This is a genomic window from Candidatus Bathyanammoxibius amoris, assembly GCA_024451685.1.
GTDB lineage: Bacteria > Planctomycetota > Brocadiia > Brocadiales > Bathyanammoxibiaceae > Bathyanammoxibius > Bathyanammoxibius amoris.
The window spans coordinates 81,732-96,578 of record JAMXCW010000002.1 but is presented as its reverse complement, the minus strand read 5'-3'; the positions used below and the strand labels follow the sequence as shown (position 1 = coordinate 96,578).

At 53.0% G+C, this 14,847-nt stretch carries 13 protein-coding genes; 9 read left to right on the top strand and 4 right to left on the bottom strand.

The features are described 5' to 3' along the window. The first annotated feature begins 80 nt into the window (after positions 1-80). Complete coding sequence (locus NOU37_01870) at positions 81-566, top strand: hypothetical protein (protein ID MCQ4573981.1); 486 nt, start codon at positions 81-83, stop codon at positions 564-566. A 245-nt stretch (positions 567-811) separates the two neighbouring features. On the opposite strand, the gene NOU37_01865 is transcribed toward NOU37_01870, so the two are convergent. Together NOU37_01865 and NOU37_01860 are read right to left on the bottom strand one after the other, a co-directional pair. Next, positions 812-1,363 (bottom strand): pentapeptide repeat-containing protein, encoded by a 552-nt coding sequence (locus NOU37_01865; protein ID MCQ4573980.1) that lies wholly within the window; start codon positions 1,361-1,363, stop codon positions 812-814. A 46-nt stretch (positions 1,364-1,409) separates the two neighbouring features. After that, positions 1,410-2,759 carry an MATE family efflux transporter gene (locus NOU37_01860; protein ID MCQ4573979.1) on the bottom strand — a complete coding sequence of 450 codons (1,350 nt, stop codon included), beginning with the start codon at positions 2,757-2,759 and terminating at the stop codon, positions 1,410-1,412. Positions 2,760-2,922: 163 nt separating this feature from the next. Here NOU37_01860 and acpS point away from each other — a divergent pair, with 163 nt between their 5' ends. The 8 genes from acpS to NOU37_01820 all read left to right on the top strand — a co-directional run bounded on the left by acpS (position 2,923) and on the right by NOU37_01820 (position 11,483). Then, on the top strand, positions 2,923-3,288 hold the full coding sequence (gene acpS / locus NOU37_01855) for a holo-ACP synthase (protein ID MCQ4573978.1): 366 nt from the start codon (positions 2,923-2,925) through the stop codon (positions 3,286-3,288). Between the two features lie 92 nt (positions 3,289-3,380). Further along, positions 3,381-4,862, top strand: a complete 1,482-nt coding sequence (locus NOU37_01850) for a radical SAM protein (protein ID MCQ4573977.1) — start codon at positions 3,381-3,383, stop codon at positions 4,860-4,862. 16 nt (positions 4,863-4,878) lie between these two features. After that, entirely contained in the window at positions 4,879-6,084 is a 1,206-nt protein-coding gene (locus NOU37_01845) for a beta-ketoacyl-[acyl-carrier-protein] synthase family protein (GenBank protein MCQ4573976.1), read from the top strand. Then, positions 6,081-7,322, top strand: coding sequence for a beta-ketoacyl-[acyl-carrier-protein] synthase family protein (locus tag NOU37_01840; GenBank protein MCQ4573975.1), 1,242 nt, complete (start codon positions 6,081-6,083; stop codon positions 7,320-7,322). Before NOU37_01845 ends, NOU37_01840 begins: the two co-directional genes overlap by 4 nt. 80 nt (positions 7,323-7,402) lie before the next feature. Further along, complete coding sequence (locus NOU37_01835) at positions 7,403-9,409, top strand: FAD-dependent oxidoreductase (protein MCQ4573974.1); 2,007 nt, start codon at positions 7,403-7,405, stop codon at positions 9,407-9,409. An 84-nt stretch (positions 9,410-9,493) separates the two neighbouring features. After that, positions 9,494-10,237: a 3-oxoacyl-[acyl-carrier-protein] reductase gene (fabG, locus tag NOU37_01830; protein MCQ4573973.1), complete on the top strand. Its 744-nt coding sequence runs from the start codon at positions 9,494-9,496 to the stop codon at positions 10,235-10,237. 126 nt (positions 10,238-10,363) lie between these two features. Next, on the top strand, positions 10,364-10,708 hold the full coding sequence (locus NOU37_01825; GenBank protein ID MCQ4573972.1) for a muconolactone Delta-isomerase family protein: 345 nt from the start codon (positions 10,364-10,366) through the stop codon (positions 10,706-10,708). A 61-nt stretch (positions 10,709-10,769) separates the two neighbouring features. Then, a complete protein-coding gene (locus tag NOU37_01820; GenBank protein MCQ4573971.1) occupies positions 10,770-11,483 on the top strand; it encodes a zinc ribbon domain-containing protein in 714 nt (237 codons plus the stop codon). A 481-nt stretch (positions 11,484-11,964) separates the two neighbouring features. On the opposite strand, the gene NOU37_01815 is transcribed toward NOU37_01820, so the two are convergent. Together NOU37_01815 and NOU37_01810 are read right to left on the bottom strand one after the other, a co-directional pair. Then, a complete protein-coding gene (locus tag NOU37_01815) occupies positions 11,965-13,410 on the bottom strand; it encodes a B12-binding domain-containing radical SAM protein (protein ID MCQ4573970.1) in 1,446 nt (481 codons plus the stop codon). 5 nt (positions 13,411-13,415) lie between these two features. Then, complete coding sequence (locus NOU37_01810; protein MCQ4573969.1) at positions 13,416-14,846, bottom strand: NAD(P)/FAD-dependent oxidoreductase; 1,431 nt, start codon at positions 14,844-14,846, stop codon at positions 13,416-13,418. Position 14,847: the final 1 nt, after the last annotated feature.

Below are 14,847 nucleotides of genomic sequence, written 5' to 3'. Positions count from 1 at the left end.
ACTGAGGCCCGTACCAGGACTATAATATCTCAAGAATTTTAGGTTTTACGGTTCGTGTCTAATGGGAGGGTATTTAAGAAATGAAGTTCTCAAAAAGGGGATGTCTTCTCGCAGTATCTGCAATCTGCGCGCTTTCTTTTATTTTGACCTGCCAGACCTCCGTGCAGGGTACCTACAGCCGGAACATATTCATGACGGGAAATGCCCCGACTATCCCCGTGCCGGACGAGACTTACAACCCGGAGATGGCGACGATAAAGGTGGAAGAGAAACTTGTGTACGAGGTGGCCGTACCGAAGGAAATGCTCGAAAAGGGCGAACTGACACCGGAGGACCTGGAATTGATACCGGTAGAGGACAAGTCCAAGATAGTCTTCCACCAGGTAGAATGCCATTACTACAGGCCCGTCGTCCAGAGACAGACCAAGACCACCGACTACATGGTCTGTAACCGCACGCGGAAGGGCACCGAGTACTGGCTTACCGACAAGACCCGGTTTGTCGAGTGGGAGGATTGGTCGGACTGGGTCACACTGTCGAAAAAGGGCGTGGCAAAGAAGGACTAGACTGCTTCGGCCCTGAAATCCCTGCGCAAATGTCATTACTGAGGGACTTGAACGATCGAAGTCACGCCAGAGGCGGATTCGCCTTCTCCGCAGGTCTAAAGACCTGCGGCACCCCCGAAAATCTAACATTATTATAGATTCTTCGCTCAAGAAACTCAGAATGACACCTACACAACGATGTAGCGGCAGAGCTTGCTCGGCAAAAATTTGTTATTAGGTCAAGTGAACCGTGTAATCGTTTCCTATCATTCGGGTACGTTTTTGGCGCCTTCATACCGTAGATATTTTTTCTGCCCCGGGGTAAGGCCCGTTACACCCTTAAAGTCCGCTTCTCCAACACCGACGAAGGCCAGGTTTGCGCCTTCCAGATTGGCGCCTTGCAGATTGGCATTATCCAGAGTGGCACTGGCAAGGTCAACTCCCTTAAGGTTGGCTCCTTCCAGGTTGGCGCCCAGAAGGTATGCACCTGTCAGGTCGGCATTAACCATTTTAGCGCCGGCAAGGTTGGCCCGCCTCAAGAGACTCATCTTCATGTCAGCCCCACTCAGGTCGGCACCCTGAAGGTTTGATTCAACAAGTTTGGCGCGTCTCAGGTTGGCGCCTTGCAGTTCCAACCCCGCCAGGTTAACACCATGCAGGTCGCACCCCTGGCATTTCTTTGTTTCTAACAAGGCCTCTTTGTTTCTGTCTGTCTCAATACCATAGGCCGTGCGAGACTCCATACCCGGAAACGCAGGGCTAAATCCAATCAAGACGGTAAAGACGATGGCAAACAATGGTTTTCTGATATAGTCCATTTTAAACACCTTTCTTCCCCTCTAATTGTATGGAGGATGGTTTACTTCAAACCTTTACCCGCTTCCACCTTCCCCGGCGGTAGAGTATGCAAACCGCTATGGCGCGTAGTATCCAGTCAAGCGCCGCCCCGAACCATATGCCCGGCAGTCCCCAGCCAAGGACTATCCCGAAGAGATACGCTGTGGGCACGTGGATGAATAGCGTCCCGATAATGGTGATCAACATCGGGCTCATCGTATCTCCCGCTCCCCTCAGCCCGCCGGCGTATACCATGTAGATGGCGAGCGCCGGCTGCTCTATCGCCGCAATCATAACACAGATTACGGTCAGCTGTAACACGCTCGGTTCAGGTGAAAATATGCGTGCCAGGGGTTCCGGAATGAGCAGGAACAAGACGCCGAACGAGCACATCACTATGAGGGCGTAGATGCAGCTCCGCCTCATGCTCAGCCGGGCGAGGTCTTCGTTTTTGGCCCCCAGACTGTGCCCGACCAGCGTGGCCGTAGAAACGGCCAGCGCGTAACCGGGCATAAACGAGAAGGCCTCTATCCTGATGGCTATCTGATGCGCCGCCAGGGACGTTGTGCCCAACGTAGCCACTATCTTTAAAAAGACCAGGTAGCCCACCTGGGTAAGAAAGGCATCAATGGCCGCGGGCGTCGATATCCTGACTATTCTCTTTATGATGTCCGGGTCTGGAGAAAGGACATTGCGCAGTTTTACCGTAATCAGCCCCCTGCCGCCGGAGATGATGACCGCGACCATAATGGCACCTGCTACATAAGAAATGGCGGTGCCCCAGGCGGCGCCTGCCACCTCCAACCTGGGGAATATCCATATGCCGAATATGAGCAGCCAGTTAAATAGGATGTTCAGACAGTTCATCACCAGCGTAATCAGCATGGGCGTTCGCGTGTCTCCCGCGCCCCTAAAGGCGGCATGACCGGCCAGCATTATGAGTCTGAAGGGGAGAAAACATATGACTATCTTGAAGTAGAGGGCGCCAAGCAAGGCCACATCCGGTTCTGCGCTCATCATGTAGAGAATGTTTACGGCGGAGAAATAGAGCAGGGGGAAGGCCAGGAGGCCTAAGACTAGTCCCAATAACAATGACTGGGTCGCCACTCGCTCTGCGGTAGGCTTGTCCTTGGCCCCGGAGTATCTGGCCACAAGGCTTACCGTGCCGGCAGAACTTGAGGCAAACACCATGGTCAGTACAAAACTCAGCGCCCCCGCCATCCCCACTGCGGCAATTGCCTCTGTCCCCAGCCTGCCGACCATGATGATATCCACAATGAATACCATCAGGTGCAGTATGTTCTCGGCAGCAGCGGGAATGGCCAGGCGGGCTATGTTTTTATTGAGGTTTTTTTCTGTGGGTTCCAGGATATGCATGAGAAGTTGCTATTATATGCTATCCCTTTGTGCTGTCAATATTAAGAGCGTAAGGCATAACCTGGTCCACCAGTCAATTTCTCGTTGACAACTGTTACTACAATAGATAGAATCCCTACACACGGGTTATTTTTCTCTTGAGGAGTTCTAGGGGAGTATCGGTGTGTACATAGGCATCGACCTGGTGGAAGTTGGAAGAATTAAAGACCTTTTTACCCGTTACGAATCCTTTATTGACCGCATATACACCCCCAGGGAGGTAGAGTACAGCCTCTCTAAGAGGAATAAGTTTGAACACCTGGCCGCCAGGTTTGCCGTAAAAGAGGCGGTGGTAAAGGCCCTGGGTACGGGGATGAAGTGGACAGATATTGAGTTGCTCAATGATTCCTCGGGACGTCCTTACCTTAAACTTTATGGGAGGGCGAAGGAACTCGCCGAGGAAAAGGGTGTCGGCTCATGGGACGTATCAATAACCCACACAAAAGACCACGCCATAGGGCAGGTATTATTGGTGACTGGCGCGTATTGATGGGAGTGTCACCCGGTGTGTAAGGTTCTTACCAGAGGGCACAATCCAGCGTAGAGTTTATACGTAAGAGAATACCGGGAAAAAGAAACATAATGATAAGCAAAAGAAAACTTGTGCTTATAAATCCCCATCCGATAGGAAACGTCGGTGAGGAGAACGTCTCTGTGTTGGCCCAGATGCCTGTAAACCTGGGCTACCTGGTATCTCTGACCCCGGATAGCTGGGAGGTTGACGTAATAGACGAAACCGAGGAGAGCGCCGTAGACGAAAACGGCAACCTGTGTTTCCCGGGAGCGGATCTGGTGGGGATAACGTCCGTCAGTTATCAGGCCCCGCGTGCCTATCAGATCGCCGCTGCCTGCCGGAAGAGGGAAATCCCGGTAATAATGGGCGGTGTGCATGCGACTATTTATCCCAATGAGGTGGCCGAGCACGTAGATTGTGTCGTACAGAGAGAGGCCGTTTCCATCTGGGACAAGCTGCTGTCGGATTTTGAACAGGGACGTCTTCAGAAATTTTACGAAGGCGGCCTTACACCGCTGGAAAATCTGAAGTTAGTTTACCCCGACAGGGAATTTCTGAAGAAGAAATATAAATACCGTTACTCCGGAATAACCACATCTGCCGGGTGCCCCTTCAGTTGTGAGTTTTGCTCCGTCCCTCAATCCCAGGGCCGCAAATACCGTGAGAGGCCCGTAGAGGACGTGCTTGACGAGATGGAGGCTATTCAGGGCCAGTTCCGGGGGCTGGTGCTCACCGACGAGAATTTTTACGGCCATAGTAAAAAATCAAACGACAGGGTCAGGAATCTCTTTAAAGAGATGGTGGAAAGGGGCATCTACCAGAACTGGTTCGGTTTTACGTCACTTAATATATTCAGGGACGACGAGACCCTGGATTACATGGTCAGGAGTGGTTGTGTGGGGGTGCTAATAGGGATAGAGTCACTGAATAAAGAAGCCCTGGAATCGATGAACAAACACGTCAACCTGAGGATAACCATAGATAAATATTATGAAGCCATTAAGAACATTCGCAAACACGGCATAGCCGTCTGGGGTACCGTGATATTTGGCAATGATGCCGACACTATAGACACCTTTGACGAGGTATCGGAATTTGTGCTGGGTTCCAACCTTGACATAATGACATGCGGCATACTTTGCCCGTTTATCAATACCCCCCTTTACAAACGTCTGGAGGGTGGTAACAGGCTTTTCCGTACGAACTTCCCCGAGGATTGGGTATATTACACGTCTCACCACCTTGTCCACATCCTTAACAATCTCTCCATTCAGGAGCTTACCGAGGGGTTACAGCGCCTGCAGCAGCGGCTATGGTCCACCGAGTCCATCAGGGCGAGATTCCAAAACTCGAGGCAGGCCTTGAACAATAACAACTCCGCCATGTTTGCCCTCAAGGTCAACTGGGACTGGCGGGAAGTCATCGCACATTTCATAGAAAACCTGCAAAAATTGGAGGCCTCCGGGAAGTACCAGGAGGCCCTGGGCCGGATAGGGAAGAAGGAAAGATTTAACGAATCCTCCAGCCTGATAACCACGAAGGTCTTTTAGAAGAGATATCCATATCATGCCCAGAGTAGTTGTGACAGGCCTCGGCTTGGTAACGGCCATTGGTTCGGACAGAAAAAAATCCTGGGAAGCAATGCTTAATGGCCGGGATGGTGTCTCGGAAATTACCACCTTTGACACCTCCAGATACAAGGTTCACCGTGCCTGTGAGTTAAAAAGTCTGAACTCCAACGGTACCCCACCATCCAAGAACGGATATACTGTTTACGATTGTCTTTACGTAGCTACCAGGGAGGCGCTTCAAGATAGCGGCATATTTGACTACAAGGGCCTGGAAATAGATAAAGTCGGTATGTCCATAGGAACGCTTGCCGGAGAACTCTCCGCCTTTGAGCATAAGCTAAGGGACAACCCCCGTGACAAGGCCTCCGGGTTTAGTCTGGACGTGGTCCTGCGTTATCCCCCGGCGACCTTATCGACTCAGCTGGCAGAAGATTTTCACGTAGAAGGTCCCAATATCATTCTGATTAACGCCTGCTCCTCCGGAAACCATGCCCTGTGCTGGGCCTTTGACATGCTGCAGGAAGGAAAGGTTAACGCAATGGTAGTCGGCGGAAGCGACATAGTACCGCAAACTGAATTTACGCACTTCCACAACCTGAAGGCCCTGGCGCCGGAGAAATGCCAGCCGTTTGATAAAAACAGACAGGGTCTGGTCGTGGGGGCCGGCGCGGGGATGCTGATACTTGAGACTCTGGAGCATGCAACAAAACGCGGCGCGAACACATATGCTGAAGTAAAGGGCTACGGTCTCAGCAGCGACGGTTTTCACATGACCGCTCCCCATCCTAAAGGGGAAGGCGCTATCAGGGCAATGGAGGCGGCACTGGGATGCGCCAAGCTTTCGTATGAGGACGTAGATTATATAAGCGCGCACGGCACAGGCACGCCGCTGAATGACAAAATGGAAACCCTTGCAGTCAAGACGGTCTTTAAAGAGAGAACCCCGCAGATTCCATGCAGCTCGGTAAAGTCAATGATCGGCCACACCATGGGAGCGGCAAGCGCCATTGAGTCTGCCGTGTGCTGCCTGGCCATAAAGTTTGGAGAACTCCCCCCGACGATAAACTACGAGACAAAGGACCCGGAATGCGACCTGGATTGCGTGCCTAATGAGGCAAGAAACAAAGAGGTTAGATTCGCCTTGAATAACTCGTTTGCCTTTGGCGGTAATAATGCCAGCGTTGTTTTTGGTAGGGTATGAAGAAAAGGACCGTAATAACTGGCATCGGTATAATCTCTCCGCTGGGGTTTGGGCATGAGGAATTCTGGAAGAATCTTGCCGGAGGCCATTCCGGTATCGCCCCGATCACGTCCCTTGACGTCTCCGGGTATCCTTGTAAACTGGCTGCGGAAGTAAAGGGCCTGAATCCCTCTGAATATCTCGGTGACAAGGGCCTTAAATATCTGACAAAGGGTACCAAATTTCTTGCGTCTGCAACGAAACTTGCCCTCGAAGACGCTAAACTCTTCCAGAACGGCAATCACTGTCCTGATGACACGGGCGTTGTAATAGGTTCAGCCCTCGGCAATTACCCACAGACAACGGATTATACGTATGAGATCCTTAAACGCGGGCCTGAAAAGCTCCTTCCCATGGACAGCTATGACGTGGCACTGAATTCCTCTACAAACTTTGCTTCAGTATTTTTTAAACTCACCGGTCCTTCAAGGACAATTACCTCAGGATTCACGTCCAGCGCCGACGCTATCGGCGACGCCTTTAGCTTGATACAGACAAACAGGGTGGATGTGCTCATTGCCGGCGGGGTGGAACAAATCTCGCTCGACAGTTACATCATCTTTCTTATGCAAAAACTTCTGGCTGGTTCGCAGGACTCTGAACCAGAGATAAGCGCCCCGTTTGATAAGCGCAGGAACGGCTTCATCCTCGGTGAGGGCAGTTACGTGTTTGTCATAGAGGACATGGAATATGCACGCAGGCGGGGAGCCCGCGTATATGCGGAGCTCACCGGTCACGGACTAGCTTACATGGGAGCCAGGAGGTTCAGCCTGGAAGAAAAGACAGAGAGAGTGAAAAATACCATGGAGCAGGCTCTTGAACAGGCCGGACAATCAAAGGATTCCTTGGGGCTTATCTGCGCAAACGGTAATTCTTCAAAGCAGACGGACCTCATAGAGGCCAGGGCCGTTAAAGCGCTGCTGGGAGACGGCTTGAGAGACGTACCGGTAAGTTCTATAAAGTCTCAGACCGGTGAGTGTTACGGCGCATCAGGGGCGATGCAAATGGCCTTTTGCCTGCTGGCCATGGAAAAATCGACCATCCCTCCGATGAGGAACTACAAGGTGCCGGACCCTGAGTGCGAGCTGAATTTCGTACTGGGGGACGAGCTTAAACAGGACATAAAGGTGGCAATAGTCAACTCTCTCGACCTGAATGGAAACTGCACCAGCCTCGTAGTGGAAAAAAGTGATATGTAATTTCATTTTCAATGGTTATAATATCGCGCGGCAGGGCCTTTTGCCCTGCTTCTTTATTTTTTGTGCTCCACACTTGAGACATGGTCAGCCTGTTTAACACAATAAATATAGGCCCGTTGCAGCTGGAAAACCGTCTCGTGATGACGGCAATGGACCTTGGCTTCACTACCGGCGGCTTTGTCAATGACCGTTTTGTTGATTTCTATACGGAGAGGGCCGACGGAGGTGTGGGGCTCATCGTTGTCGGCGGGTGCTATCCGGAACAGAACGGCAAGGCGTGGAAGAGCATCCTCGGGCTGGACGACGACCGCTACATCCCCTCACTCGCCAGATTCACCGGGGCTATGCACCGTCACGGCACAAAGGCCGCTGCCCAGATACTCCATGGCGGGCGTTATGCCTCAAGCCTGTTCTCAAAGATGCAGCCCGTATCGGCATCGAGCGTGCCCTCACGACTGGCCAGAGACACGTCCAGGGCCTTAAGCATCCCGGAGATAAAACAGGTAATACAAAACTACGCCCTGGCCGCAAAAAGGGCCAAAGACGCGGGCTTCGATGCCGTAGAGATTCACGGCGGCATGGGATACCTCATCAACCAGTTCCTCTCACCAATAAGCAATAAAAGAAACGACGAGTACGGCGGCAGCCCGGAGAAAAGGCTGCGCTTTGCCGTTGAAACCATAGAGGCCGTCAAAGAGACCGCTGGGGAGGATTTTCCCGTAATCTTTAGACTCTCCGGGGATGAGCTGATGGAGGGCGGTCTGAAGATTAAGGACAATATACAAATCGCCCAGAGACTTGCCGGACTCGGCGTGGACGCCTTCCACGTGTCGCCGGGGTGGCACGAAAGCAAGGTACCCGTAATGCTGATGGTAATCCCCAGAACCGCTTACGTGGTTCTGGCAACCTCCATCAAAGAAAACGTGGACATACCCGTAATAGCGGCTGTCAGGATAAATGACCTTACCGTTGCGGAAGAGCTGCTCAGGGACGGGCAGACAGACCTGGTATCCATCGGCAGACCGCTCATAGCGGACCCAGAGCTGCCCAATAAATATAAGGAAGGCAGGCTTGAGGACATAAGGACGTGTATAGCATGCAACCAGGGCTGCTTTGATGAACTCTTGAACATGAGGGCCGTCACCTGCCTGTACAATCCCAGGGCAGGGAGGGAAAAAGAATATACCATAACACCGGCGGCAAAGAAGAGGAAGATCCTTGTTGTAGGGGGCGGTCCCGGAGGAATGGAGGCGGCCCGGGTGGCCGCGCTGAGAGGCCATGACGTAACACTGTATGAGAAAGAAAAAATCCTTGGGGGTCAGTTGCACTATGCCTACAAGCCCCCTGGCCGCGAGGAGTTTGTAAACGTTATAAAATATCTGGAAAGACAGATAAAGAAGGAAAAGGTGAAGGTCGTCCTGGGCGTTGAGGCAAACCCGGATATAATCAAGAAGGAAAAACCGAACGTGCTGATACTGTCAACTGGTTCAACGCCGTCCATCCCGCCGATTCCGGGGATAAACGGGAATAACATCGTGCTGGCGAAGGACGTACTGGACGGGAGGGTGCCGGTTGGCCGTGAGGTTGTTATAATAGGCGGCGGGACGGTAGGCAGTGAGACGGCCCTCTACGTGGCCAAGCTGGGCAGTATGAAACCGGATGTGGCGATGTTCTTGCTAAAGAATGATATAATAGACCTGCCGACCGCATTGGAAAAATCCTCAAGGGGCCACAGGAACGTCACCATTCTCGAGATGAAGAGGAGAGTCGCCGGCGGTTTCGGGATATCCACACGCTGGGTGATGGAAAGGGAGATGGAGGGCGCAGGCATAAAGGCCGTCACGACCGTAAAGGTAAAGGAAGTCAAAGAGGAGCCAGAGAGCGGCGTGTTGTATGAAAAGGACGGCCGGGAGACTTTTATACCCGCGGAAACGGTGATAATTGCTACCGGGTACATATCCGACGACTCGCTCCATAAACACCTTAACGGTCTCGTGCCTGAGATATATACTATCGGCGACTGCGTGCAGGTAAGGACCGCGATGGAGGCGATCCATGAAGGCTTTAAGATAGGACTTACTGTATAATTTGCCAGGGCAAAATTTTTGCCCCAATGAATCCGCGGGAAGCGGATTGTCGCTTGTTTCATTATAAAACGTGGAGAAGGTAACATGTCATTAAAAGGGAAGACGGCTATTGTCACGGGTGGTACCAGGGGTATCGGGAGGGCGATAGCCCTTGAGCTTGCCGGAAACGGCGCGGACGTGGCCTTCAGCTACGCGAAGAACGTGGAGAAGGCGAAGGAGCTTGAGGGCGAGATAAGCAAGCTGGGCGTAAAGGCGTTTTCCGTGCAGAGCGACGTCGCGGACTTTGCCCGGTCAAAAGAGATGATTAGCAATGCCATAAAGGAACTCGGAAAGGTAGACATCCTGGTAAACAACGCCGGTATAACCAGGGACAAGATATTGATGATGATGTCGGAAGAGGACTGGAGGGCCGTGATAGATACCAACCTGAACGGCGTGTTCAACTGCACCAAGGCCGCCGTGTTGCCCATGATGAAGCAGCGGAGCGGCTCGATAATAAACATAAGCTCCGTCAGCGGGCTTGTCGGCATGGCGGGACAGACCAACTATTCCTCCTCAAAGGCCGGGATAGTTGGTTTTACCAAGGCCCTGGCCAAGGAGGTGGCAAGGCGCGGGGTGCGGGTAAACGCGGTGGCGCCGGGTTTCATTAAGACGGATATGGTTAAAGCGATAGAGCAGAAATACCTGGACGAGATGTTGAAGCTGGTGCCTCTGGGCCGCGTCGGCGAGACCGAAGAGGTGGCCCGCGTGGTGGCTTTCCTGGCCTCGGACGAGGCCAGTTATATCACGGGTCAAGTAATTACCGTAGACGGCGGCATGGCCATGTAACACTGTCGGGGCCGATGCCGGATAATGCGAAGGGACAGTCCTCGACGCAGGTTCTAAATACGCCATATTTGTGGCGGGCGGCGGGTTCTGTCTCTACAACGTCCATTAAATGCGAGGTGAACTCCCATGCTATTTCTAGTAAAGGTAGAGATAGAAAAGATTAACCAGATGCCGGTCAGGGATTTCTTTCAACTCTTGATAAAGGAATGGGAGTTCTACGAGAGGATGAAGAAGAGGGGGAAAGTCCTGGCAGGCGGCAAACTGGCCGGGCGCCGCGGCGCGGCGGCCATCTTTGACGCGGACGACCACGCGGAGATAGAGGCGATTGTGACAAAGCTGCCGCTGTTCCCCCTGTTTACAAAGATAGAGATAATACCGCTTGTAAACCAGGAACAGGCCCTGCAAGACGCCCGCAGGATGTATCAACTGGTAAAAGACCTCGATACGATGATATTCCCAACGGGAGAATAACCTTCACCGTCCGGCCGCGCTGGCAGACATGAAGGTAATACGTTTTTGAAAGGAGAGCACCGTGAAGACCCCAAGGATTCTTTTTATGGCCGCGGTTCTGTTCTGTGTCGCCGCGTTCCCCCAGACCCTGGCTGCCCAGCAGGGAGCCGGCGCGAAGCCAAATGCCGACCTCGGCAGCTTTGTTACCGAGATACTGAAAGTAGAGATACTGGGTGACGTTACACAGCTTGCCATGTGGATGCCGTTCGATTTCTACGTGGAGGCAAGTCTTACCGATACCCGTCAGCCAAGGGACGTCATAGAACAGGACATGGGGTTCCTTAAGCCGTACATCACCATGGTCATCCAGAGCAGCATCATGCAGCCCGACGGCTCCTCTATGTATGCGGGTGAAAGCGAAGTCCGGAAAAGAGCGGTGCTGCTGGCGCCGGACGGCTCTAAAATCCGGCCCGTAGACGACCCGCCCCCCATGGTTGCGGCGACCGTTGCGGCAATGAAGACTATACTGGCCTCGGAGGGCGACGCCGGCGGCGCCAACATGCACGTCCTGATATTCCCGAACAAGGATAAAAAGGGCGAGCCTGTAATTGACACACACAAGAAATCCAAGCTGACCCTGGTGCTTAATGCCGACGGCCCGTACGAGAAGGCGGTCTTCACGTGGCACACCCCGTTCGACGCGATGGTGAATGCCCCTCCATGTGCGAAGTGTGGGGAGGAGGTCTCCGCCACGTGGACATTCTGCGCCTGGTGCGGCGCTCCCCTGCCCAAATAGTTTGTAGGGGCAGGCCTTATGGCTGCCCTCCACGTTATAATTCACTGTAGGGTCGGGGTCACCCCGCCCCCTACCTAATCTATGGGTGCCGCAGGGCTTTAGCCCTGCGGCTTTCAACTGTAGTTGCCCCATTTATGGGGCCATATACAATCGATGTAGCGTTGGAGCTTGCTCCAACGTAGAACGTGGCAGCGAGCTACCACGCTACATAAAAAGATTTTTCAGGCGTAATGTAACGTAGTTGGTAAACAACGGCCTTCTCGCCCAACAACATGGCGAGTCTTCGATATGGTCGTTGATCAACGAGGTAAACCTCGTTGTCTACCACGCCACGAGTTGTCATTCTGAGCCGAAGCCCTGAGCGTAGCGAAGGGGCAGCGAAGAATCTCGTACGCATAATTGTTGAGGAATAGATAAAACAAAGGGGCGCGGCATTGCCGTGCCCCTACATTATTTGTTGGTCTGATAATATGCAGCGATACTACGCGGGGATGGAGATGGTCTTTTCCTGCGTGGTGTAGGTGTCTTTATAATAATCGCCGGATTCCTGGAGTTCGTGCAGGTTGTCCAAAACCTGCAAAAAGACTTGGTCCCAGTCCTGACCCACCCTGAGGGCGAACATGGAGTTGCGGGGGTTGCCGGTCTCCTGTATGGTTGTCCTGAACCTCTTGCGGACGTTGTCACCCGCGTATACGTGGTCGTAGACGTACTGCATGCCGTCCACGAAATCGTCCAGGGTCATGTCAACGAACCTGTGGACCATATGGGCGGTCTCGTAATATACCCAGTCCTCCGGCAGATTTCTCCGGAAGAGCCGTTTCTCTGAATCGAGCCTGTAGAAGAGCGGCGTCTTGGGGAACGGGCAGTCAAGGCCGTAGGTCAGTATGTCCACCTTGCTGTCGTGTACGAAATCCACCATCTTCTTGAACGAATCCTTGCCATCGCCGTCGGCGCCGAATACCACCGAGGCCCAGACGAGGAGACCCGCATCATGTATCTTCCTTATACATTCTTTATAATTAGTGGTCCCAAGTCTCAAATTCACCCGCTTACCCATTTTCTTCAACACCTCTTCGTTGGTGCTTTCTATGCCGACGAGAAAACCGAAGTTGCCGGACTTTGCCATCAGGTCGAGGGCCTCGGCGTCATGAGAGATGTTGAGGGCGGTAAAGCCGAGCCAGTCCTTCTTCAGGCCCCTGTCAATCATGCCCTGGAAGAGGTGTTTGGCGCGCCGCGCGGAGGCGTCGCTGTGGCCGTAGAAGTTGTCCTCAGCAAACATCAGCCCCTTATAGTCCGTAGCCGCCATCTCGTCGAGCACGTCTTCGTACGGTCTCTCCCGGAACTTCTGGCCCTGGAAGGTGGGCACGCTGCAGAAATCGCAGCGGTTGGGACAGCCTTTAGTAGTTATTATAGAAGAGAACTTGTAGCCGTACTTTTTCTTCAGAAGTTCTCTATCGGGATATATATTTTTGAGTACTGAGAGGTTGGGGAGTCCGCCGTCGTAGCGTCTCTGCAACTTTCCGTTCTCAAAGTCCTTTATCACCTGCGGCCAGACGTTCTCCGCCTCTCCGGTTACGACCGTGTCCACGTACTGCAGGGTCTCTTCCGCACACACGGAGGCGTGGATGCCGCCCATTATTGTGGTACAGCCGTGTTTCTTGGCGGCCCGGGCTATCTGGTATGCCCTGGGAGCCTGATAGGTGAGCGCGGTAAGCGCGACTATATCCGGCGGGTCAAAGGTTATGTCCTCTCCATTCTCATCCATTGCAAGCTCGAGGTTTTCGTCAACTACATCGAACTCCCAATCGTCGCCCGGCGTGAGGGCGGCGATGTAGGCCAGATTCAGGGGCATCTGGACTATCACGCTTATGCTCTCCTCACCGTGACGGCCTGGAGGATGAGGGTTTACCAGCATTATCTTCTTCATAACCTTTATCTCCCGTTTCTCAATATCATGTTTGCCACGCGCCAACCCGAGGACACAACGGCGCAGACGCCTGGTCCCGGGTTTGTCCAATGTCCGGCCAGATATAAACCCCCTACCGGTGTTTTATTGCCAAGCCTGTCCGGTCCGGACTGCTCAAGCGTGACGGCCCACCCGTACGCGGCCCCCTTTGAGTTGAGCGTGTACCGCCAGAGGGTCTTTGGTGTGGCCGCCTCCACTACCTCGATGTGCCTGTTAAGGTTTGGCACAAGATCTTCAAGGTAACTTATTGTACACCTGGTCAACCTATCTTTCAAGCCCTTCCAGTCCTCAATCTGGTCGTACTTTTCATCCAGCGTGGCTACTACGGTTATCTCCTGCCGGAGTTTTGTGGCCAGGGATTTGTCCACGTTTGTCGGGGCCGATATATACTTCCACTGGTCGTCAGGGCTGTGATAAAAGCCTCTTTTGAATCTACTCAGGTCAACCTCAGGGTCAAGGCCGAGATACAGGAGGAAATATGAAGGGCTTTCTCTCATCCCTCTCATTCTTTCAAGATAGACGGGGTCAACCTCTTCCTTTATCAGTTCAAAAAACGTCTGTCCCGCGTCAATATTTGAGACGATATGCTCCGCCCCAATCTCCCTGTCACCCCCGTCCAGCTTTACCCCGGCCACACGGTTGCCCTTGAGTAGTATCTCTTCCACCTTTGAAGACAGGAGCAGGTCTCCGCCTGAGTCTCTTATGCATCGTGCGAAGGCGTCTGCAAAGTTTTGAGTGCCGCCCTTGGGATAGAAGGCGCCGTCTCTGAGATAGTTTACCAGCATCTGGCACATGCCGACGCTTGAAAGCTCGCGCGCGGGCGTGCCAAGATACCCCCACTGCCCCGCCAGCGCGGTCTTCAGCTCCGTGTCATCGAAGAAGTCGTCCAGCATGGCCTGATAAGTACGCCCCCTGTACTTTTCGAGTGTCGGGCTCTTCTCAGATTCGTTTATTATCGCCCGGTAGAGTTTTATGAATTCACTGAAGAACCTGGACACGTTTTCCTTCTCGGCCGGGTATCTCTGTTGCAGGGAGGACTTGTAGGTCTCGATGTCCGCCGGTATGTCTATGGAGAACGAGGGGAAGGTGAGGGTGTCCATGGGGTCGAGCCTGTAGAATTCCATATCTATCCCTAATTCCTTCAGGCACCTGCCCACTATACTGTACTTACTGCAACCCCCGATGTGGTGAACGGCGGAATCAAAGATGAACCCGCCCCGTTTAAACGACGTGCAGTAGCCGCCGGGGATGTTGTGCTGTTCTACTACCAGTGTGTTCTTTCCGCTTTTGGCGAGGAAGGCGCCCGCGACGAGCCCCCCGATACCCGCACCGATTACGATAACGTCGTATTTACTCCGGAGTTCACTCTTTTTTATAGAAAGGCCGTTGTCCGCCATT